The organism is Pseudarthrobacter sp. MEB009, assembly GCF_030208875.1.
Lineage (GTDB): Bacteria > Actinomycetota > Actinomycetes > Actinomycetales > Micrococcaceae > Arthrobacter.
The window spans coordinates 53,742-74,151 of sequence record NZ_JARVTC010000006.1 but is presented as its reverse complement, the minus strand read 5'-3'; the positions used below and the strand labels follow the sequence as shown (position 1 = coordinate 74,151).

Sequence of the window (20,410 nt, the reverse complement as noted above, 5' to 3'; positions counted from 1 at the left end):
GGCACAGGGACGGAAAGCGGCGCAGCAGCCACCCCGGCGCAGGAGGCGGGCCTGCGTCCGGCGGCGGCCGGGACAGCAGCCGCCGGGGAGCGGCCGACGGCGACGCCACCGGCCGTGCCGGGCCGCGGCAGCGGGCGGGCCGGGGGAGCCGTGGCCGGGACAGCAGCCGCCGGATCCCCCGGCGCGGGCGCCAAGGGAACAGGCACCAACAAAACGGGTCCTACAAAAACGGGCCCTACAAAAACAGGCCCCGCAAAAACAGGCGACGGGACCAGGCCGAGGGCCAACTTGCGGCTGCGGTTCAAACGGGACCGCTCCCTGGTGCTGATGGCACTGCCCGCGGTGCTTCTGCTGGCGGTCTTCGCCTACCTGCCCATGCTGGGCAACGTGGTGGCGTTCCAGGATTACTCCCCGTACGTGGGCATCCCGGACAGCCCCTGGGTGGGACTGGAAAACTTCACCCGAGTCCTGGCCGACGCCGACTTCTGGCACGCCGTCCGGAACACCCTGGTGATAACGGCCTTCCAGCTGGTGTTCTTTTTCCCCATCCCCATTGCCCTGGCCATGCTGCTGAACTCCCTGGTCAACCCGCGCCTGCGGTCAGTGATCCAGGCCGTGGTGTACCTGCCGCACTTCTTCTCCTGGGTCCTGGTGGTGTCCGTTTTCCAGCAGATCTTCGGCGGCGCCGGGCTGCTTAACCAGTCCCTGCGAGCCAACGGCTGGCAGGCGGTGGACATCATGACCAACCCGGACACGTTCCTGTTCCTATTGACCTCCCAGGCTGTCTGGAAGGACGCCGGCTGGGGCATCATCGTGTTCCTGGCGGCCCTGAGTGCCATCGACCCGGCCCAGTACGAGGCCGCTGCCGTGGATGGCGCCGGCCGGTGGAAGCGGATGTGGCACGTCACCCTGCCGGGCCTGCGCAGCGTCATTGTGCTGCTGCTGATCCTGCGCCTCGGTGATTCCCTGACCGTGGGGTTCGAACAGATGATCCTGCAACGCGATGCCGTAGGCGCAGGGGCGTCCGAGGTCCTGGACACGTTTGTCTATTACACCGGCGTGCAGAACGGCGACTGGAGCTACGCGGCCGCTGCCGGGCTGATCAAGGGCCTGGTGAGCCTGGCCCTGATCCTGACAGCCAACAAAATTGCCCACATCTTCGGTGAGAGCGGTGTCTACTCCAAATGAGCATCCTGACCAGCAAAACCCCCGTCTCCGCCCGGCCCGGCAAACCCGCCCGTCCGCCGCGGATCAAGCCTGAACGGCCCGTCTGGGACGAAGAGCCCGGCGCCGGGGCGAAGATCGGCAAAGTGGTGGTGCTCGCCGTGGTGGTCCTGGCAGTGCTGGGGCCGCTCTACACCATTGTCCTCACCAGCATTTCCTCCCAAGGCACCATCACCAGGGCCGGCGGGCTGGTCCTGGTCCCGGGCGAAATCTCCTTCGCCGCCTACCAGCAGATCCTCAGCGGCGGGGTGGTCACCCGTGCGGTGCTGGTCAGTGTGGGCATCACGGCAACCGGCACCGCGCTCAGCATGCTGGTGTCGATCCTCTGCGCCTACGGGCTGTCCCGGCCGGGATCGTTTGCCCACACGCCCATCCTGTTCACGCTGCTCATCACCATGTTCTTCAGTGCCGGCATCATTCCCGCCTACCTGCTGGTGTCCGGGCTGGGCATGATCAACACGTACTGGGCGCTGATCCTGCCGGGCTGCATCTCGGTGTTCAACATCATCATCCTGCGCGGATTCTTTATGGGGATCGACCGCGGCATCCTGGACAGTGCCCGGATCGATGGGGCCAGCGAATGGCGCACCCTGACGCAGATCGTGCTGCCCATGTCCAAGGCCGTGACGGCCGTGATCGCACTGTTTTACGGCGTGGGCTACTGGAACGCCTTCTTCAACGCCATCCTCTACATCAACGACAGCTCCATGAACCCGCTCCAGGTGGTGCTGCGTTCCTACGTGCTCCAGGGTGTCTCGGTGCCCGGCCAGGTGGATGTGGGCTCCGGCGCGGCGGCCGGTCCCGCGCTGCAGATGGCCGTCATTGTGCTGGCCATGGTGCCCATCCTGATTGTGTACCCCTTTGTGCAGAAGCACTTCACCAAGGGCGTGATGATCGGCGCGGTCAAGGGATGACGGCCCCTGGACAACGGCCAGGACAACGGCCGGAACCAGCTAGTCCGCTAACGGGCCGGCGAGGTGGTCTCGCCCTCCGACAGGGTGGGGGCGATCAGCCGCAGCTCTGCGGGTTTGGCCAGGCTGAGCCGGTCCATCACCATCTCCACGGCGGCCCGGCCGATGTCCATGGCCGGGATGGACACGGCCGTCCAGGGATGGACGGCTGCCGCGGCCACGTCAGCCGGCGCGATCACCGCCACCGAGATGTTGTCAGGGATAGCCAGGCCGCGGGCCGCGAGGTTCTCGCGGAGGATGGGAAGCAGGCCCTCGTTGTGGACCAGCAGCGCGGTGGCAGGATGCGGTGCGGCGAAGATCTTGTCGAGTGCCTTGGCCAGGTCCTTCGAATTGGCCTCGCAGGCCACGGCCAGGTCCTGGATCTCAAGGGAGCGGCACGCATCCTCGAAGCCCGCCAGGGCCCGGTCCGCATAGGTGGCATGCCGGCGGAGCGACGCCGGCGGCGAACCGATGAACGCGATGCTCCGGTGGCCCAGCTCCGCCAGGTGCCGGACCGCTGTGCGGGACGCCCCGGCAAAGTCGAAGTCCACGCAGCTCAGGCCGCGCGGATCGTCAGGCATCCCGATCAGGACCGCCGGCTTCTGCAGCCTCGCCAGCAGCGGGATGCGCGGATCCCTGGCCTCGATGTCCATCATCACCAGGCCATCCACCATGGACTGCGATGTCACCCGTTCGATGCTGCCGGCGTCGTCCTGCGTCAGCAGCAGGACGTCCTGGTTGTGGGTCCGGGCGGTGGTGACCACGGCGGTCACGAACTGCATCACCACGCCCACGTTCACATCCGCCCGCAGGGGGACCACCAGGCCCAGGACATTGGACCTGCTGGACGCCAGCGCGCGGGCACTGGACCGGGGGCTGTATTTCAGCCGCCGCATCGCTGCTTCGACTACATCACGGGTCTCCTGCGAGATGGGACGGTTGCCGCTCATCACGTAGGACACGGTACTCGTGGACACGCCGGCTTCCTTGGCCACGTCACTGATGGTGGCCGCCGTTGAAGCCTTTCGATTGCTCATACCCCCCATTTAACCAAGGAATCCCATGCAACTTCGCAGCCACGGCCTGAGCAGCATCACGGACCGCACCGGCCTGCTGTTCGGAGCCGACTACAACCCCGAACAGTGGCCGGAGGAGAACTGGCCGGAGGACATCCGGCTGATGCAGGAAGCCGGGATCAACCTGGTCACCGTGGGCGTCTTCAGCTGGGCGCGGCTGCAGCCCACCGAACACACCTGGGACTTCGGCTGGCTGGACCGCATCCTGGATCTGCTGCACCAGGGCAACATCAACGTGTGCCTTGCCACGCCCACCGCCTCCCCGCCGCCGTGGCTGGGCCACCGCCACCCAGGAACGCTGCCCACGGATGAGTCAGGCGCCACCCTCTGGTACGGCTCGCGCAACCAGTTCTCGCCGTCGTCGGCCGAATACCGCAGCGCCGCCCTGAAGGTCACGGCCGCGCTCGCCGCCCGCTACGGCAGCCATCCCGCAGTGGCCATGTGGCACGTGGGCAACGAACTGGGACAGATCAGCTACGACGACGAAACCGCCGCAGCCTTCCGGGACTGGCTCAGCCGCCGCTACGGTTCGCTGGCAGAGCTGAACACCGCCTGGGGCACCACGTTCTGGAGCCAGGGGTACAGCGGGTGGGACGAGATCCTGCCGCCGCGCAGCGCCCCCTACCTGCACAACCCCACCCAGCTCCTGGATTTCCGGCGCTTCACCTCCGACGCGCTGCTCAGCCTGTTCACAGCGGAACGGGACGTGATCCGCAGCCAGTCGCCCCTGGTGCCCATCACCACCAACCTGATGGGATTCTTCCGCGGCGCCGACTACTTCAGCTTCGCCGCTGAAGCCGACTTTGTGGGCAACAACTGGTACACGGACCCGGCGCAGCCCCACACCTGGGAACTCGGCGCCCTGACGCACGATCTCTGCCGCGGACTGGCCGGCGGGAACCCGTGGCTGCTGATGGAATCCGCCACCTCCGCCGTCAACTGGCGGCCGCACAACACGGCCAAGGACCCGGGCGCGCTCAGGGTCGACTCGTATTCCGCCCTGGCCCGGGGATCGGACGGGATCTGTTTCTTCCAGTTCCGCCAGTCCGCCTTTGGCGCCGAACGCTTCCACTCCGCCGTGGTGCCCCTGGCCGGCGCCGACACCCGCGTATTCCGCGAGGTGGCAGCCCTGGGCTCCGGCCTCCAGGAGCTCCGCTTCCTGGCCGGCGAACCCGCACCCGCGCCGATCGCCATCCTGTTTGACTGGGACAGCTGGTGGGCGGCGGAAGCACCGGACCGCCCGTCGGACCGGCTGGCCGTACTGGACCAACTGCAGGCCTACCACCGGCAGCTCCTGCGCCGGGGCCTTTCCGCCGAAGTGGTGCACCCCGGCACCGACCTGGACCGGTTCAACCTGGTCCTGGTTCCCAGCCTTTTCCTTCTGCGCGACGAGCACGCCGCCCGCCTGGCCGGCTGGGTGGAGCGGGGCGGCAGCGCCGTGGTGGGCCCGTTCAGCGGTGTGGCGGACGGCAACGGCCACCTCCGCCAGGGCCGGTTCCCGTCGGTGCTGGCCGGAATGCTGGGGGCCAGCGGCGAGGAATGGCGCCCACTGGCAGGCCCGGTGGGACTGGACTTCGGTGCGGCACCGGCCGCGGGAACACCCGGCTCCGCCCCCCTTTCCAGGCTGTCTGGCCTGGCCGCGGCCAGCTGGTCCGAGGACCTGCGCCTGGACGCGCCGGGAGCCACCGCCGTGGCCACTTTCACGGAAGGAGCCCTGGCCGGAAAACCCGCGGTGGTCCGCAACAGCCACGGCCGCGGCACCGCCTGGTACGCCGGGGCGGACCTGCCGGACGCCGCCCTGGCGCTCCTGGTGGGGGACGCGCTTGCTGCCGCCGGCCTGGCCTCACCGGTGGTTGGCGAACTGCCCTCCGACGTCGAACTTGCCACCCGCGGAACCTGCCATTTCCTGCTGAACCACAGCCCGGAACCGCGCGCCGTGCACCTCACGGAACAATCCGTGGACGTGCTCACGGGCGCCGCGCACGGCCCCCACCTGGTCCTGGAGCCCTACGGCGCCCTGGTCCTCAAAGCCACCCCCGCCCCCACTGAGAACGGACACTGACCTCCATGAAATTCACTGACGGCTACTGGCTGTACCGCAAGGGCTACTCAGCGCTGCACCCCCGCGACGTCGCCGAAGTGGTGGCCGGCGACGGGACCCTCACGGTTTACGCCCCCACCAAACGCATCGCCTCCCGCGGTGACGCCCTGAACCTGCCCCAGCTCACGGTGACGTTCGAGGCGCCGATGCCGGACGTGATCGGGGTGACCATCGAGCACCACCAGGGCGGCCTGGACCGCGGACCCCACTTCGGCGTCAACCGCACCGGCGCGGCCCCGGAACTGTCCACGGCGGACAGCGACGGCACGGCCAGCATCATATCCGGCGGCCTGACGGCACGGATCAGCACGTCAGGGGACTGGGGGGTCGAATTCCTGGGCGACGGCAGGCTGCTCACCGGTTCCACCGCGCGCAGCGTTGGGGTCATTACGGACGACGCCGGGCGCAGCTTTGTGCACGAACAGCTCAGCCTCGGCGTGGGCACCAATGTCTACGGCCTGGGGGAGCGGTTCGGCGCCTTTGTGAAAAACGGGCAGTCGGTGGACATCTGGAACGAGGACGGCGGCACCTCCAGCGACCTCGCCTACAAAAACGTGCCGTTCTTCATCACCAACGACGGCTACGGCGTGTTTGTGAACCACCCCGAGAAGGTTTCCTTCGAGGTGGGATCCGAGGTGGTGTCCCGGACCCAGTTCAGCGTCGAGGGCCAGCGGCTGCAGTACTTTGTGATCCACGGCCCCTCGCCCAAGGACATCATCCGGCGGTACACGGAGCTCACGGGCCGGCCGGCCCGGATCCCCGCCTGGTCCTACGGGCTGTGGCTGTCCACCTCCTTCACCACCGACTACGACGAAAAGACCGTCACTTCCTTCATCGACGGCATGGCCGAGCGGAACCTGCCGCTGTCCGTGTTCCACTTCGACTGCCACTGGATGCGCTCCTTCCACTGGAGCGACTTCATCTGGGACCCGGCCACCTTCCCGGACCCCGAGGGCATGCTGGCCCGGCTGCACGAACGCGGCCTGAAGGTCTGCGTGTGGATCAACCCCTACATCGCCCAGCGTTCGTACCTGTTCAAGGAAGGCCTGGAACGGGGCTACCTGGTGAAAAGGCCTGACGGGTCCGTGTGGCAGTGGGACATGTGGCAGGCAGGAATGGGCCTGGTGGACTTCACCAACCCGGACGCCGTGCTCTGGTACCAGGACAAACTCCGCGGACTGCTGGGCCAGGGCGTGGATTCCTTCAAGACCGACTTCGGCGAGCGCATCCCCACGGACGTGGCCTGGCATGACGGGTCCGATCCGGAACGGATGCACAACTACTACTCCCAGCTCTACAACCGGACGGTGTTCGACCTGCTGGCCAAGGAGCTCGGGGAAGGCCAGGCCGTGGTCTTTGCCCGGTCCGCCACCGCCGGCGGGCAGACCATGCCGGTGCACTGGGGCGGCGACTGCGAATCGACGTTTGCCGCCATGGCCGAATCGCTGCGCGGCGGACTGTCCCTGGCGGCGTCCGGCTTCTCGTTCTGGAGCCACGACATCGGCGGCTTCGAAGGCACCCCTGAGCCGGAGATCTTCAAGCGCTGGATCGCCTTCGGCCTGCTCTCCTCACACTCGAGGCTGCACGGCTCCAACTCGTACCGTGTTCCGTGGCTGGTGGATGAGGAGTCCGTGGATGTGCTGCGGCATTTCACCGAACAGAAGATGCGGCTGATGCCCTACCTGCAGACAGCGGCGGAAGAGGCCTACACCCAGGGCATCCCCCTGATGCGTCCGCTCTTTATGGAGTTCCCCGGCGATCCGGGCTGCGCGCACCTGGACCGGCAGTACATGCTGGGCCCGGACCTTCTGGTGGCACCTGTCATGGACCCCTCAGGGACCGTGTCCTTCTACCTTCCTGAAGGAACCTGGACGCACCTGGAAACCGGCGAGCAGCTGGCCGGCCCGCGCTGGCACCGCAAGGAGTACACGGTGATGCAGGCCGCCACGTGGGTCCGGGAAGGCGCGGTGCTGCCGCTGGGCACGGTCTCGGACCGGCCGGACTACGACTGGGCCACGGAAATGGTGTTCAAGGCGTTCAATGCTGCTGACGGATCCCGCCGGATCGCCGTGCCGTCCCCGGACGGCACCAGCACGCAGTTCGAGGTCACTGTCAGCAGCGGTGCCGTGGCGGCCCGGGTGGTCTGAGGCCCATAATCCCCGGCGCACAAAAGCCCGCCTCCCGGATTGGGAGGCGGGCTTTTGGTCCGGGGGCAGGAGATGCCTGTCCTGCGTCAGCCGGCCCGGCTGCCTGCCGGCTCCACGTGCCGCGGCCCGCCGATCCGGGCGTGCGGTGTTTCCCAGGACGCCAGTGTGGCCCGGACATCGGGGCGCCGCTCGGCGGCCAGCGCCTCCGCATAGGCCCGGTCCAGCACGTCTCTGATGAGTACCTTTTCCTGCCGGCCGGCAGACTGCACTGAAGCTTCCACCATGGCAAGGCTGAGCACGTTGGAGTGCACCTCCCCGGACGGAACCGTCCCGGTCCGCAGGGCGGACACAAATTCCACCAGCGCGCCGGAAATCTCCTCGGCATGGCTGGCCGGCTCCAGCGCAACCGGACCGGATAAGGCGGCCACCAGCGGTTCGCCGGCACCGTCCCACAGGGCAGTGCCACCGGCGCCGTTGACGCGCCAGGCACCGTTCCAGGAGGTCTCCAGCCCGTCGGCGCACCAGCTGCCCGTGTAGGTGTACCGGGTACCGCCGCTCATCTGGAAGACGGCGGTGGCTGCCGCGTTCCCGTTGTACCAGCTCCAGGCGGGGTTGAACTCCTCGCAGTAGACGGAGACGGGGTCCTGGTCCAGGAGGAAGCGGACGGCGTCGAACTGGTGGATGGCCATGTCCACCAGCAGCACGTGCGCCATTTCCTCGCGGAAGCCGCCGAAGTGCGGGGCCTTGAAGAATTCGGTGGTGACCACGCCAATGCCGCCCAGCTGGCCGGCAGCCGCTTTGAGCTGGGTGAGGCCGTGGAAGTACCGGCGGGACTGGCTGATCATCAGCAGCTGCCCGCTGGCTTCCGCGGCCGCCGCCAGGGACAGGCCCTCGGCCACTGTAGGGGCCACCGGCTTCTCACACAGCACGGGCAGGCCGGCGAACAGTGCCTCCACGTTCACGGGATGATGGGCGGCCGGGACGGTGACGTTCACAACTGCTTCGGCGCCGGTGGAAGCGGCAACCTGGGCAACGCTGGTGCCCAGGACCAGCCCTGCCAGGCCGGCTTCCTGCACGGCGGCCCGGGCGGTGGCCAGGTCCAGGTCCACCAGGCCCACCAGTTCCACGTCCGGGTTGGCCTGCAGGGCGGCGATCCAGGCCCTGCCCATGCCGCCGGCGCCCACCTGGACCACCTTGAGCGGCGTCGCCCGGGGGAGGACCGCGAAGTCAGGTTCGAAGGCGCTCAATTGTGCATCGCCCCCTGGTAGCCGTGGCCCGAGTAGAAGTCCTCGGTTTCGTACCGCAGCAGCACCGGATCGGTGCGTTCGGGCCGGAGCGTCCTGGCCCAGCTGACCCCGTTGGCGATTACCCGCCGGACGTCCTTGTGGTGGTACACGGGGTAGTCCTGGTCGCCCGGGCTGAAGAAGAAGATCCTGCCGTAACCGCGCTTGAAGGTGCAGCCGCTGCGGAACGCCTCGCCGCCACTGAAGGTGCTCAGGAACACCAGCTCGTCGGGGACCGGGATGTCGAAGAACTCGCCGTACATTTCCTGGGCCGGGATGATGAACGGGTGCGGGATGCCCTGTGCGATGGGGTGTGTGGGGTCCACGGTCCAGACGATTTCGCGGTCCTGCCCGGAGCGCCAGCGCAGCGTGCAGGAGGTGCCCATCAGCTTGCCGAAGATCTTGGACCAGTGCCCCGAGTGCAGGACCAGCAGGCCCATGCCGGCCAGCACATGCCGGTGCACACGCTCCACCACCTCATCCGAGACTTCGCCGTGGGCGGCGTGGCCCCACCAGACCAGCACGTCGGTGTCCCGCAGGACTTCCTCGGTGAGGCCGTGCTCGGGCTCGGCCAGGGTGGTGGTGCGGACCCTGGCGTTGACGCCGAGGTTCTCCTCGATGCCTTCGCGGATGGTGGTGTGCATGCCGGCGGGATAGATGGCGGCGACGTGCGGCTGTTCCTGTTCGTGGCGGTTTTCGCCCCAGACAAGGACCCTGACGGGCTCGGTGGTGTGCGTCATTCGTTTTCCTAACTGGTTGGATCTGCCCGTGCGGGCGATGGTTATTTGACGGCTCCGCCGGTGGCGCCGGCCGCAATGTATTTCTGGGCCAGGATCAGCAGGGCGATCGCCGGCAGGGAGGACAGGACGGCGGTGGCCATCACGGCGCTCCAGTTGGAGACCTGTGTCCCCAGGTACTGGTAGATGCCAAGGGTCACCGGCCGCACCTCATCCGTGGTGGTCAGGGTCAGGGCAAAGAGGAAGTCGCTCCAGGAGAACAGGAACGCGAAGAGCCCTGCGGTGATGAGCGAGTTCCTGCTGATGGGCAGCACAATCGAGACGAACGAGCGCACCAGCCCCGCGCCGTCCACCCGGGCCGCCTCCACGATGGAGGTGGGAATGCCCGTCATAAAAGCCCGCATGATGAGGATGACAAACGGGATGGCGTGGGTGGAGTCCGCCAGGATGAGGCCCGGGATGCTGTTAAGCAGGCCCAGGTCGTTGTACGCCGTGTACAGGGCGTTGGCGATCACGATCCCCGGGATCATCTGGGACACCAGGATGGCCAGCAGGGCCAGGTTGACCCACTTGTAGCGGAACTGGGCCAGCGCGTAGGCGGCCGGTGCCGCCACTGCCAGGCTGAACACCACCGTTCCCAGGGACACGGCAAGGCTGGTCAGCAGGTTGGGGCCCTGCTCGGCGATGGCGCGGGCATACCCGTCGAAGCTGGGGTTCCACGGGAAAAAGCCGGCGGTCAGGGTGTTGCCGGAGGGCTGCAGGGAGGCGTTCACCATCCAGTACACGGGAAACAGCATTACGGCCAGGAAAACGATGCCCAGGCCCGTGTACGCGGCGTTCCGCAGCTCGGTTTTTGCGGTGCCGGTGCGTCCGGTGCCGGTGCCGGTTGTCCGGGTCCGGGTCCGGGTGGCTGTGGGGTCCATGGTGGTCATGGCGGCCTCCTTACTCATCCACCGCGCGCCGGTTGGCGCGCAGGTAGATCACGGCGAACACCAGCGAAATCAGGATCAGGATGTTGCTGAACGCTGCACCCACCCCGAATTCGAAGTTGGTGAACGACTCCTGGTAGGAGCGGATGGACAGGGTCTGGGTGGCATTGGCGGGACCGCCGTTGGTCAGGCCCAGGATGATGTCCAGGACCTTGATGGTGTAGACCACGCCGAGCACCAGCACCACGCTGACCACGGGCTGCAGGTTGGGCCAGGTGATATGCCGGAACGCCCGCCAGCCCGTGGCGCCATCCAGGGCAGCTGCCTCATACAGTTCATCGGGGATGTCCTGCAGGCCGCCGTAGATGATGGTCACGTTGAACGGGATGCCCACCCAGATATTCACCATCACGACGGCGATCAGTGCCACCGTTGGGCTGGTCAGCCAGGGCACGGGCTGGGAAATGATGCCCAGGCTGGTGAGGAACTGGTTGAGGATGCCGCTGTCCTGGTCCAGGATGGAGCGCCAGGTGGCGCTGCTGACGATCAAAGGCAGCAGCCAGGGCAGCAGCAGCATGGCACGCAGGAAGTTGCTCAGCGGGAAGCGCCGCCGGAAGAAGCAGGCCAGCGCCAGGCCGATCACAAACTGCCCCGCGATGGAGCCGATGGTGAACAGTGCCGTGTTGACCATGGCCGGACCGAACAGGTTGCTGTTCACCACGGTGGCGTAGTTGGCCAGCCCCACCCAGGGGGCCTCGCCGGTGAAGAACGTCTTGGTGGTGTAGTCCTGCAGGCTCATGGTGATGTTCTTAACCACCGGGTAGCCGAAGAACAGCACCAGAAACAGGCCTGCCGGTGCCACGAACAGCAGCCGGGTCACGGCTTCGCGGGTCACCTTCCTGCCCCGGGGCGCGACGGCGTTCGTTGCCCCGGGCTCCCGTGCGGCGGCGCCCTCAGCCACCCCGGGACGTTCCGGATGCACCCCCACCCCGCCTTCCGCCGTCGTGCCCTGCACATCCTGCGTGCGGTTCATGGCCGTTACCCCGCCGAGGCCTGTTTGAAGGCGTCGGCAGGGCTGGCCTTGCCGGTCAGTGCGAGCTGGATGGCGTCGTAGATGACGGTGGCGGCCTCCGGCCAGGCCTCGCCGAGTTTGCCGGTCCGGGAGCGGGCCGTAGCCACCTGTTCGGTGAAACTGGCCATTTCCGGGACCCGCGACACGTACTCCCCGGCCAGCGCCGTCCTGGTGGGCACAGTGAAGCGGGCCTCCGCCAGGGCGAGCTGGTTTTCGTCGCTGCTGATGCATTCGACGAACTCCGCCGCCTTGGCCTGCTTGGCCTTGTTGCCTGTCTCAGGCACGGTCCAGACTTCGCCGCCCAGCGGCGCCACGGATTCCTGGCCGGCTTCGCGCACGGGGATCTTAACGGAGTCCCAGGCGAGGTCCGGGCTCTTGCGCAGCGCGGGGATCTGCCAGGGGCCGTTGACCATCATGGCGGCCTTGCCGGCCACAAACTGGTCCTTGACGTCCGCCTGTGACCAGTTGATCACGGATGCGGAGGCGGAGCCGCCGGTCACCAGGTCCTGCCAGAGCGAGAGGGCCTGGGACACCTTGGGGCTGGTCAGGTCCGTCTCGTCGCCGCCATTGGACCACATGAACGGCAGGAACTGCCAGCTTCCCTCATAGGTGGCGATGCCGGAGAACGCGACGCCGTAGCGGTCGCCTTCGGTGAGTTTGGCCGCCGCAGCCTTCAGTTCCTCCCAGGTGGTGGGCGGCTGAACGCCGGCAGCCTGCAGCAGGTCCTTGTTGTAGTAGATGCCCAGGGTGTTGACCGTGGGGGCGAGGCCATAGACCTCACCTTCGTAGGTGGCAGCTTCGAGGATGCCGTCGGCAAAGCCGGACGTGTCCACGTTGTAGGTGCTGAGCGGGGAGAGGCCGCCGGTGGCCGCAATTTCCTGGACGTCCGGGTTATCCAGCATCAGCACGTCCGGGAGCGTCTTCGAGGATGCACGCTGCAGCACCTTCTGGATCAGGTCCTTGCCGGGCACGGTCTCGCGGTTGATGCTCACCCCGAGGTCCGCAGCGCAGCGGTCCAGGGCCGCCTGGACCAGGGACTTGTCCGGGTCGTTGTTGTAGTAGTCAACAATGCTGAGGCTGTCCACGTCGCCGCCGCCGCCGGCCCCGCCTCCGCTGCTGCAGCCGGCCAGGGCGAGCGGTGCCAGGGCTGCAAGGGCGGTGAGCGAGGCTATCCTGCGGGGTGTTTTCATGGGTGGCTCCTTTGCCGGTTCACGGGATCGTCACAGCTTCAGTAAAGCGCTTAACCGATGGTTCGACCCGCTGCGGGCCGGGATTTGGGTGGAAGGCTTTAGAAGAGTCTGGGGCCGTCCGCCCGGCCTTGTCAAGGAAAAAGTTAACCGCTTTACTGGAAGGGTGCCGCCGGCACGTCCCGTCGTGCGTTCCCCGGGATTTCCCTCCGAAAGGATCTGCCGTGGTCACCATGCAGGACGTTGCACGCCATGCGAACGTCTCGATCGCCACGGTGTCGTTCACCATCAACAACACCAAACCCGTCTCGGCCAGGACCCGGGAAAAAGTGGAAGCCGCCATGCGGGAACTGGGCTTCCGGCGCAACGCCGTGGGACGTGCCCTGGCCAGCAAACGCACGCGGATCATTGCGCTGCTGTTCCCGGCCCTGCAGCATTCCATGAGCGGCACGGTGATCCAGTTCTTCACCAGCGCTGCGGCCACGGCCAGGGAACTGGGGTACAACCTGGTGCTGTGGCCCATCAGCAACGAGGCCGGCCAGGCCACCGAACTGACGGCCAACGGCTTGGTGGACGGGGTGCTCCTGATGGAGGTTGAGCTGGACGATCCGCGGGTGCAGGAACTGCAGGAATCCGGCACGCCGTTTGCGCTCATCGGCCGCACCAGGGCGCCGGAGGAGCTCACCTACGTGGACATCAACTTTGAGGAAACCCTGGTGGCTGCGGTGCAGCACCTGACGGCCCTGGGCCACCGGAAAATTGCCCTGCTGGATGACGCCATCGGCAGCCGCAGCCTTGCCGCCTTCGGTCCCGTCAGCCGCTCGCGGGACAGCTTCGAAGCGGAAATGCGGCGCCAGGACCTGGTGCCCACGGCCTTCACGTGCGAGGCGAACCCGGCCGCCGGTAAAGCGGCCGCCGCGGAAATCCTGGCGGCCTACCCAGGGGTTACGGCGCTGATCGTCCAGAACGAGCAGGCCGCGCCGGGCCTGGCCAGCGGGCTGCGGCGCGCCGGCCGGCGGATTCCCCAGGACCTGTCCGTGCTGTCCGTGGCATCCTCGGCGGAGATGGCTGCCATGGTGGACCCGGAACTGACTGTGCTGACCTCCCCGGGACACGAACTTGGCCGGATGGGGGTGGCGGCCCTGATTGACCAGCTGGAAGGCCGGGCCACGTCGCTGCGGCAGGAGCTGGTGATGTGCCGGCTGGAAGGCGGCGGGTCAACAGGTCCCGTCCCCGCGCAGGAAGGCCCCGCGCAGGAGGAAGCCGTGCAGTAGGGCGCGTTTCCTCAGGGCTAGGCGCTCAGGCGTTCGACGGCGGTGCGGCCAGGGTGCGGAATTCCGCCACCAGTGCGGGGTCCTCGCAGGCCCTGGCAAAGGCTTCGATGCGGCGCTCGATTTCCCGGCCCAGCAGCCAGGTGCCGATCCGCTCCATCACCGGCCGCAACAGTGGTGGGCGGCAGGAAAAGGTGTACTTCCACACGGCCCTGGTGCCGCCGTCGTGCGGGGTGAAACGCCAGCCGCCGCCGAACGTGCCGAAGAACCACGGCCCGGAGACCATTGTCATGCCCACATTCCGGGGCGGGGCGTAGGAAACGTACTCGCTGACCATGCCAAGACCCAGCCGGGAGCGGGTTTTGGTCTGCACGCCCTTGCCCGCCGCCGTGGCGCCGGCCAGGAACCCCTGCCCGGAGATGAACGGGTCCCATTTCAGCCGGAAGGCGCCGGTGGTCTGCGAAAAGGCGAAGACAGTCGCGGGATCGAGGCGGATGAGTCGTTCGGCGCGTACCTGGGGCATGGTTCCAGCCTAGCGAAAGGGGATCCTGGGGCTACTTCTCCATTTTGGCGAGCCGCGCCCGGACCACCATGTAGACGCCATAGCAGATGAGGCCTGCGCCTACCGCCGCGAGCAGGTACACCCCGAATGGCTGGTCGCGGAGGGCGCGGAGGCCGCCGTCCAGGCCGGTGGATTCCTCCGGGTGTGCCCGCAGCGTGGCGATGGCGATCAGCATCCCGGTCAGCAGCAGGACCGTGCCCTTGGCCACATAACCGGCCACGCCCAGCACCGTCACGGCGGTGCGTGCCGTGTGCGAGGACGGCATCAGCAGCTGCTTTTCGAACGATTTACGCAAGCCGCGGATGGCGTACACCACGCCCGTGACGGCGATGCCCACACCCACCAGCACCAGCAGTGCCACACCGCCCGGAGCCTTCATCACGGCGATGGTCAGGTCCGTGGCGGTCTTTTTGTTATCGCCGCCGGAGCCCGATCCCATGGCGAAGGACATCAGGGTCAGGGCGAGACCCGTGAAGACCACTGCCTGCGCCGCTGCCTTGGCCTTCTTGCCGGCTTTGTCCTTGGTGGGAAGGTGGTTGTAGTCGAAAATCGCGTCGCTGACCTGCCACAGCGCCAGCGCCGCGCAGGCGGCGAAGCTGGCCCACAACAGGAACGGGCCGGCCGGCTGGGCCGAGAGTTCCTCAACGGCGCCGCTGAAGTCGGCGCTGCCGGAGCCGCCCATGGCAAGCCGGATGGCGATCAGGCCAACCAGCAGGTGCAGCACGCCGCTGGCGGCGAAGCCCGCGCGTGCCAGCAGTTCCAGCGACCGCGAGTTGGTGACAGTCTCTGCGGTGTCAGCTGCCTGTTTAAGTTCTTTTTTGATGACTGTTCCTCCGTGCGAGCGCTGTGTGGCGCTAAGTTTCCCCCACACAGATGCAATCGTGCCACGCCGGCGGTGCGCGGGGTAGTTCCCGGTGCAATGGGCCGGGGTGATGGGGAGCCGTCCCCATCGCCCCGGCCGGGCGACCGTGCAACGATGAAGACCAGCACTTCACAGCGCGGCACGAACCACGTACCGCGAAGGTCACCGGGGGAACACATGACTTTTTACGGCGCCGACGTCAGCCAGCTGCGCGCCCTGGCTAAAGCGGTCGACCAGGCCGCCGCCCTGCTGGGCAACAGGTCCACCTCGCTGCACAGCCAGATCCAGGCGGCGCCGTGGAAGGGCACTGACGGTGAGCGTTTCCGCCAGGACTGGACCGGCAGCCACCGCCCCAGCCTGGAACGGGTGGTTGCCAGCCTCCGGGCCAACTCCAAAATCCTGCGCCAGCACGCCGATGAGCAGGACCAGGCCTCATCATCGGGCGGCGGTGGCGAAAGTGGTGGTGGTGGCGGCACCTGGGACCGGATCACGTCCTTTGCTGACCAGGCCAAGGAGTGGCTGAAGGAGCAGGCGGCCAAGGCAGAGGCCGCCGCCGAGCACCGCCGTGAGCTGGAGTCCGGTCTGGCGTCGATGCTGAAGGCAAGCCCGGAGGAGCAGGCCGCGTGGTGGGCGTCCCTTTCCGCCGAGGACCGGCAGTACCTGATCGAAGAGGAGGGTGCGGACGGCCCCTTTGCCGAGGACCTGATGCGCATGGACGGCGGCATCCCCGCCGCCGCCCAGGAACAGGCCAAGGAACACCTCCAGGACCTCGCCAAGGCCGACATCCCCGTCTATTCCGAAACCGGCAGCGCGTCCATCGAAGCGCGGGTGGCGTGGGTCCACGGCGGCGCTGAAGTGGGAACGGAAGTGGTGGAGAATGCCGACGGGTCCGCCACCATGAAGGTTTACGGCAACATGGGCCTGGGCGTTAATGACCCCTCCGGTGCCGCCGGGGTGACGCTGAACGGTGAGGTGTCCCGCGAGTACACGTTCGGCAGCGTGGAGGAAGCCATGGCGGCCCGCGAACAGATGTACCGCGACCTTCCCCCGGACAGTGTGGGCGACATCAAGGACGTCGCTTCCAACCCGCCCGGGTACATCCTGGACACCATCAACGATTCCGCCGACGACAACGGCTCCACCGGCCAGACCGACAAGGCCAAGGGGACCCTGTCCCTCTCCGCCGAGGGTGAGGCCGGCGCCGCCTCCGGGTCTGTCCAGCTGGACCTGGCGTATGAACGGAACCTTTCCGACGGCACGGCCGCCGCCACCGCCGAGGTGACGGCCCAGGGCAAGCTTGACCTGGACGGCCGCGTGTTTGAGGCCTCCGGCACGGGCGGGCTGCAGGTCAACATGGACAAGGACAGCAACATCGAGTCCGTGTCCGTTTCCCTGGACGGCACCGTGGCCCAGGGTGTGGTGGCCGGCGGGGACGTGGAGGCAGCCAAGGTGGAGTCCTCCGTGACGGTGGGAACGCAGGGCACCGTGAAGATCGACGTGGACTATTCCGGCGACAACCGTGCGGTGGTGGACAGCTACCTGCGCAACGTCGCACTGGGCAACGACACCGCTGCGGCAGCCGACGCGGCCAGGCTCTACGAGGCCGGTTCCGCCACTGTCCAGGTCAACAACGTGGTGACAGCCTCCACCGAGGCCGGCATCGACGTGAAGGTGGGCGAGGTGGAGGTCAAGACCGAAAGCCAGGCCACCACCAACGTCTCCACGTACTATAAAGTCCCCAATGACACCACGCTTGAGAGGCTGTGACCATGTCCGTGCACATTGAATCGCCGCTGGGTTTCACGGCAGAGTTCCCGCCGCACACCCAGCCGCTGGACGACTCCACCGCCGGTCCGGACACCGAACAGTACGGCCTGGCCAACGGGGTCCTGGTGACGGTCATCAAGGATGACACGTCCGTGCAGGGCGCACCGCAGGCCAACGGCTGGGCCCACCTGATGGCTGATTTTTACCTCGAGGACCGGGCCGGGACCCAGCTGGCCGAGGGCGAACTGAACCTGCCCGGCAAAGCCGCGTACGCCGTCGTTGTTGGGTATAACGACGCCGGCGGGAACGGAAAGGTGGCCGCCACCGTGGGCCTGTGGGAGAGTGGGCGCTTCCTGGGGGTTGTGGTGGTCTGGCCCTACCTCGATGCCGGCGTGGAGCCCCGGCTGGACATGCTCAAGGAGATTGTCGCCGGAATCCGGGTCAGCTGAGCCGGCGCCGGTAACAGAGGTCGAAGATCAGCCGGCCGGCCTCGTGCGCCTTGGCCTCGAAGCTGGTGCGGACCCGGCCTTCGAAGCGGGGCGCCCAGCCACCGGTTTCGTCGATGCCTTCGTTGGGGCCGGTGTGTTCGGTGCTGACCGGTGCCCGGCCCTCACGGAGCGGGGCGCCGCCCACCAGGGATTCGACGCCGGACTGCCACACCTGGGTCAGCGGGCTCTCGGGGCCGCGGCGCTGGCCGGTGTGCAGGTTCTCGAAGTCCACGGAATCCGACAGGACGTCCCGGACGTGCACGGCGTAGTTCGACCAGTCGGTGGCAATGCGCCACAGCCCGCCCGGTTTGAGCGCCCGGGCGGCCAGGTCCGCAAATTCGGGCTGGATCAGGCGGCGTTTGTGGTGCCGGGACTTGTGCCAGGGGTCCGGGAAAAACACCCACAGTTCGCTGACGGACCCTGCCGGCAGCATGGTGGCCAGGACCTCGGGAGCGTTGGCCTCCACCACGCGGACGTTCTTCAGGCCGCGGCTGTTGATTTTGATGATGGTGTTGGCCAAGCCGGGGGTGTACACCTCAACGGCCAGGAAGTCGGTGTCCGGGTTTTCCTCTGCGGCGTGGCAGATGGCATCGCCCAGCCCTGAGCCGATTTCCACAATCAATGGAGCGGTGCGGCCAAACTCCGCCTGCGCGTCGAACGTGTAGTCCGGGTGGACCGACGTGTTGGCGATGTGCCGGGGCACATCCACGGCCCAACGCTCCGCGTGCTCCTCCCAGGCTGCCTGCCGGCGGCCCTGCAGGCGAGTGCCGCGGCGCACAAAGCTGACCGGCCGGCCGCCGTAGGTGCCGAACGAGGCCTGGGTCCCGGGCGTCACGGGCCGGGGGACATGCGGCTGCTGGGGGGATTCTGGGGATTCACTCATCCCTTCCAGAATAACTCCCGGGCACCCCGGAGCGGTTTCCGGCGGCGGCCACGCAGCCTGTAAGAATGGGCGGGTGAGCGAAGCAGCAGCCCGTGCCGCGGGCCGGCCCCGGACCGGCACCGGCGGCGATGCCCCGCCCGCCAGCAGGCGGCAGGCCATCTACCTGGGTGTGTGCCTGGTGCTGATCGGGCTGAACCTGCGCACCGTGTTCTCCAGCTTCTCCGCAATCCTGCCGGAAATCACCGCGCAGGCAGCACTCCCCGGCTGGGCGGTGGTGGTCCTGACTACCGTGCCGGTCACGCTGCTGGGGGTGTTTGCGCCGCTGGCGCCCGTACTGGCCCGCCGGTTCGGGCCGGAGCGGGTGCTGCTCGGCGCCATGGCGGTCCTCACCGCGGGGCTCCTGCTGCGACCGGCCGGCGGACCCGGGACCAGTGGACCCGGGGCCGGACACCTGCCCGCCCTCCTCGCCGGCACCGCGGCCTGCGGCGCCGCGATCGCCCTGTGCAACGTGCTCCTGCCGGGGCTGGTGAAACGGGACTTTCCGCACCGGCTGGGCCTGATGGGCGGGCTGTACACCACCGCCATCTGCGCGTCCGCGGCGCTGGGCGCCGGTTTTACCTACCCCGTGTACACGGCCACAGGGGAGTGGACAGTGGCGCTGTGGGCCTGGGCGGTGCCGGCCGCCGTCGTCCTTCTCCTCTTCCTGCCCGCCGCCCTCCGCAGCCGGCCGGCCCGGCTGCGGGTCCACAGCGGGGGCGCCAACGTGTGGCGGTCCCCGGTGGCCTGGCAGGTCACGCTGTTTATGGTGCTGCAGGCGATGATGTCCTTCAGTGTCTTCGCCTGGCTGGCGCCCATCCTCCGCGAGCGCGGCGTGGACGGTGCCACGGCCGGGCTGATGGTCTCCGTCAGTATCGGCCTGCAGATGCTGGGCTCCCTGTTCGCCCCGGCCCTGGCCGCGCGGTTCCGGGACCAGCGGGCCATCAACACGGTGGTGGCGCTGATGACCGGCGGCGGGTTCGCGCTGAGTATCTTCGGCCCGCTGGACCTGGTGTGGGCCTGGGCCGGCTTGCTGGGGCTGGGGCAGGGCAGCCTCACCGCCGTCGCGTTGACCATGATCATGCTCCGCACCCGCGATGGCCACACCGCAGCCCACCTGTCCGGCATGATGCAGGGCGTGGGCTATGGGCTTGGCTCCACCGGAACGCTGCTGGTGGGCCAACTCCATCAGGCCACCGGCTCTTTCACTGCCGCTGGCATCATGTTCCTGCTGGTGGGCGCGCTCGCAGCGGTATTCGGCTACCGCGCCGGCATCCGCCGCTACGTGGACTGATGCGGGCGGGCCGCGCCGGGGCTGCGCCACCTGACCGGCCCGTCGCCGTCGCCCGCCAATGCGTCCCCCGGGTTCTGCAGCTGGCAGGATTTCAGGCTGAGGCAACCGCAGCCGATGCAGCCGTCCAGATCGTGCCGGAGGTGTTCCAGCGCCGCGATGCGGGCATCCAGCTCGGACCGCCACAGCCGGGACAGCCGTTCCCAGTCGCGTTTGGTGGGGGTGCGGCTCTCCGGCAGGGACTCCAGCGCAGCCAGGATGTCCTTCAACGGAATCCCCACGCGCTGCGACACCCGGATGAACGCCACCCGCCGCAGGGTGTCCCGCCGGTAGCGCCGCTGGTTTCCGGCCGTCCGTTCGGAACTGACCAGCCCGTTGCGTTCATAGAAATGCAGGGCCGACGCCGAGACGCCGCTGCGGCGCGACACCTCGCCGACGCCCAGGAGCTGGTGCGCCGTTGCCGCCTCATGTGCCATGCTTCCCCCAAACCCGTTGCCGCCCGCAGGCAGGCACCCGCTGCGCTTTTGACCTCAACCTTGGTTGA

At 67.9% G+C, this 20,410-nt stretch carries 18 protein-coding genes; 8 read left to right on the top strand and 10 right to left on the bottom strand.

The window, feature by feature from the left end; all coding sequences use genetic code 11:
- Window positions 1–288 precede the first annotated feature (288 nt).
- Both QRN07_RS05185 and QRN07_RS05180 read left to right on the top strand, forming a co-directional pair.
- Window positions 289–1,188 (top strand): ABC transporter permease, encoded by a 900-nt coding sequence (locus QRN07_RS05185; protein WP_050686369.1) that lies wholly within the window; start codon window positions 289–291, stop codon window positions 1,186–1,188.
- Window positions 1,185–2,138, top strand: coding sequence for a carbohydrate ABC transporter permease (locus QRN07_RS05180; RefSeq protein ID WP_050686371.1), 954 nt, complete (start codon window positions 1,185–1,187; stop codon window positions 2,136–2,138). The genes QRN07_RS05185 and QRN07_RS05180 overlap by 4 nt, the downstream gene beginning before the upstream one ends.
- Before the next feature lie 47 nt (window positions 2,139–2,185).
- Here QRN07_RS05180 and QRN07_RS05175 read toward each other — a convergent pair whose 3' ends face one another.
- Window positions 2,186–3,211 (bottom strand): LacI family DNA-binding transcriptional regulator, encoded by a 1,026-nt coding sequence (locus QRN07_RS05175; RefSeq protein WP_050686373.1) that lies wholly within the window; start codon window positions 3,209–3,211, stop codon window positions 2,186–2,188.
- A 25-nt stretch (window positions 3,212–3,236) separates the two neighbouring features.
- Here QRN07_RS05175 and QRN07_RS05170 point away from each other — a divergent pair, with 25 nt between their 5' ends.
- Both QRN07_RS05170 and yicI read left to right on the top strand, forming a co-directional pair.
- Window positions 3,237–5,312 carry a beta-galactosidase gene (locus QRN07_RS05170; RefSeq protein ID WP_285240529.1) on the top strand — a complete coding sequence of 692 codons (2,076 nt, stop codon included), beginning with the start codon at window positions 3,237–3,239 and terminating at the stop codon, window positions 5,310–5,312.
- Between the two features lie 5 nt (window positions 5,313–5,317).
- Entirely contained in the window at window positions 5,318–7,498 is a 2,181-nt protein-coding gene (yicI, locus tag QRN07_RS05165; RefSeq protein ID WP_285240528.1) for an alpha-xylosidase, read from the top strand.
- 86 nt (window positions 7,499–7,584) lie between these two features.
- Here yicI and QRN07_RS05160 read toward each other — a convergent pair whose 3' ends face one another.
- The 5 genes from QRN07_RS05160 to QRN07_RS05140 are packed head-to-tail and all read right to left on the bottom strand — an operon-like array spanning window position 7,585 to window position 12,709.
- On the bottom strand, window positions 7,585–8,745 hold the full coding sequence (locus tag QRN07_RS05160; protein ID WP_285240527.1) for a Gfo/Idh/MocA family protein: 1,161 nt from the start codon (window positions 8,743–8,745) through the stop codon (window positions 7,585–7,587).
- The gene (locus QRN07_RS05155) at window positions 8,742–9,521 is read right to left on the bottom strand and encodes a ThuA domain-containing protein (protein WP_285240526.1); all 780 of its coding nucleotides are present in this window, start codon (window positions 9,519–9,521) and stop codon (window positions 8,742–8,744) included. Before QRN07_RS05155 ends, QRN07_RS05160 begins: the two co-directional genes overlap by 4 nt.
- Before the next feature lie 41 nt (window positions 9,522–9,562).
- Window positions 9,563–10,450 (bottom strand): carbohydrate ABC transporter permease, encoded by an 888-nt coding sequence (locus QRN07_RS05150; protein WP_502934780.1) that lies wholly within the window; start codon window positions 10,448–10,450, stop codon window positions 9,563–9,565.
- Between the two features lie 10 nt (window positions 10,451–10,460).
- Entirely contained in the window at window positions 10,461–11,480 is a 1,020-nt protein-coding gene (locus QRN07_RS05145) for a carbohydrate ABC transporter permease (RefSeq protein ID WP_082483864.1), read from the bottom strand.
- A 5-nt stretch (window positions 11,481–11,485) separates the two neighbouring features.
- Window positions 11,486–12,709: a sugar ABC transporter substrate-binding protein gene (locus QRN07_RS05140; RefSeq protein ID WP_285240525.1), complete on the bottom strand. Its 1,224-nt coding sequence runs from the start codon at window positions 12,707–12,709 to the stop codon at window positions 11,486–11,488.
- A 230-nt stretch (window positions 12,710–12,939) separates the two neighbouring features.
- Between QRN07_RS05140 and QRN07_RS05135 the strand changes: the two genes are divergently transcribed.
- Window positions 12,940–13,980, top strand: a complete 1,041-nt coding sequence (locus QRN07_RS05135; RefSeq protein ID WP_285240603.1) for a LacI family DNA-binding transcriptional regulator — start codon at window positions 12,940–12,942, stop codon at window positions 13,978–13,980.
- Window positions 13,981–14,005: 25 nt separating this feature from the next.
- On the opposite strand, the gene QRN07_RS05130 is transcribed toward QRN07_RS05135, so the two are convergent.
- Window positions 14,006–14,500 (bottom strand): type II toxin-antitoxin system RatA family toxin, encoded by a 495-nt coding sequence (locus QRN07_RS05130; protein ID WP_050686385.1) that lies wholly within the window; start codon window positions 14,498–14,500, stop codon window positions 14,006–14,008.
- A 31-nt stretch (window positions 14,501–14,531) separates the two neighbouring features.
- Window positions 14,532–15,410, bottom strand: coding sequence for a DUF1206 domain-containing protein (locus tag QRN07_RS05125; protein ID WP_285240524.1), 879 nt, complete (start codon window positions 15,408–15,410; stop codon window positions 14,532–14,534).
- Between the two features lie 168 nt (window positions 15,411–15,578).
- On the opposite strand from QRN07_RS05125, the gene QRN07_RS05120 reads away from it, so the two are divergent.
- Entirely contained in the window at window positions 15,579–17,168 is a 1,590-nt protein-coding gene (locus QRN07_RS05120; RefSeq protein ID WP_285240523.1) for a WXG100 family type VII secretion target, read from the top strand.
- A 2-nt stretch (window positions 17,169–17,170) separates the two neighbouring features.
- Window positions 17,171–17,617, top strand: coding sequence for a hypothetical protein (locus tag QRN07_RS05115; protein WP_056595589.1), 447 nt, complete (start codon window positions 17,171–17,173; stop codon window positions 17,615–17,617).
- On the opposite strand, the gene trmB is transcribed toward QRN07_RS05115, so the two are convergent.
- Complete coding sequence (gene trmB, locus QRN07_RS05110) at window positions 17,610–18,539, bottom strand: tRNA (guanosine(46)-N7)-methyltransferase TrmB (RefSeq protein WP_285240522.1); 930 nt, start codon at window positions 18,537–18,539, stop codon at window positions 17,610–17,612. The two genes, QRN07_RS05115 and trmB, sit on opposite strands and share 8 nt — an antisense overlap.
- A gap of 73 nt (window positions 18,540–18,612) precedes the next feature.
- Here trmB and QRN07_RS05105 point away from each other — a divergent pair, with 73 nt between their 5' ends.
- Window positions 18,613–19,869 (top strand): MFS transporter, encoded by a 1,257-nt coding sequence (locus QRN07_RS05105; protein WP_082178335.1) that lies wholly within the window; start codon window positions 18,613–18,615, stop codon window positions 19,867–19,869.
- Here QRN07_RS05105 and soxR read toward each other — a convergent pair.
- Entirely contained in the window at window positions 19,857–20,342 is a 486-nt protein-coding gene (soxR, locus tag QRN07_RS05100; protein WP_050686393.1) for a redox-sensitive transcriptional activator SoxR, read from the bottom strand. The two genes, QRN07_RS05105 and soxR, sit on opposite strands and share 13 nt — an antisense overlap.
- Window positions 20,343–20,410 lie beyond the last annotated feature (68 nt).

What these genes read in the sequence shown, in the direction of transcription:
- QRN07_RS05180 (WP_050686371.1), top strand. Translation starts at nt 1,185, where the DNA reads ATGAGCATCCTGACCAGCAAAACCCCCGTCTCCGCCCGGCCCGGCAAA.
- QRN07_RS05175 (WP_050686373.1), bottom strand. Translation starts at nt 3,211, where the DNA reads ATGAGCAATCGAAAGGCTTCAACGGCGGCCACCATCAGTGACGTGGCC.
- QRN07_RS05170 (WP_285240529.1), top strand. Translation starts at nt 3,237, where the DNA reads ATGCAACTTCGCAGCCACGGCCTGAGCAGCATCACGGACCGCACCGGC.
- yicI (WP_285240528.1), top strand. Translation starts at nt 5,318, where the DNA reads ATGAAATTCACTGACGGCTACTGGCTGTACCGCAAGGGCTACTCAGCG.
- QRN07_RS05155 (WP_285240526.1), bottom strand. Translation starts at nt 9,521, where the DNA reads ATGACGCACACCACCGAGCCCGTCAGGGTCCTTGTCTGGGGCGAAAAC.
- QRN07_RS05150 (WP_502934780.1), bottom strand. Translation starts at nt 10,450, where the DNA reads ATGACCACCATGGACCCCACAGCCACCCGGACCCGGACCCGGACAACC.
- QRN07_RS05145 (WP_082483864.1), bottom strand. Translation starts at nt 11,480, where the DNA reads ATGAACCGCACGCAGGATGTGCAGGGCACGACGGCGGAAGGCGGGGTG.
- QRN07_RS05140 (WP_285240525.1), bottom strand. Translation starts at nt 12,709, where the DNA reads ATGAAAACACCCCGCAGGATAGCCTCGCTCACCGCCCTTGCAGCCCTG.
- QRN07_RS05135 (WP_285240603.1), top strand. Translation starts at nt 12,940, where the DNA reads ATGCAGGACGTTGCACGCCATGCGAACGTCTCGATCGCCACGGTGTCG.
- QRN07_RS05130 (WP_050686385.1), bottom strand. Translation starts at nt 14,500, where the DNA reads ATGCCCCAGGTACGCGCCGAACGACTCATCCGCCTCGATCCCGCGACT.
- QRN07_RS05120 (WP_285240523.1), top strand. Translation starts at nt 15,579, where the DNA reads ATGACTTTTTACGGCGCCGACGTCAGCCAGCTGCGCGCCCTGGCTAAA.
- QRN07_RS05115 (WP_056595589.1), top strand. Translation starts at nt 17,171, where the DNA reads ATGTCCGTGCACATTGAATCGCCGCTGGGTTTCACGGCAGAGTTCCCG.
- trmB (WP_285240522.1), bottom strand. Translation starts at nt 18,539, where the DNA reads ATGAGTGAATCCCCAGAATCCCCCCAGCAGCCGCATGTCCCCCGGCCC.
- soxR (WP_050686393.1), bottom strand. Translation starts at nt 20,342, where the DNA reads ATGGCACATGAGGCGGCAACGGCGCACCAGCTCCTGGGCGTCGGCGAG.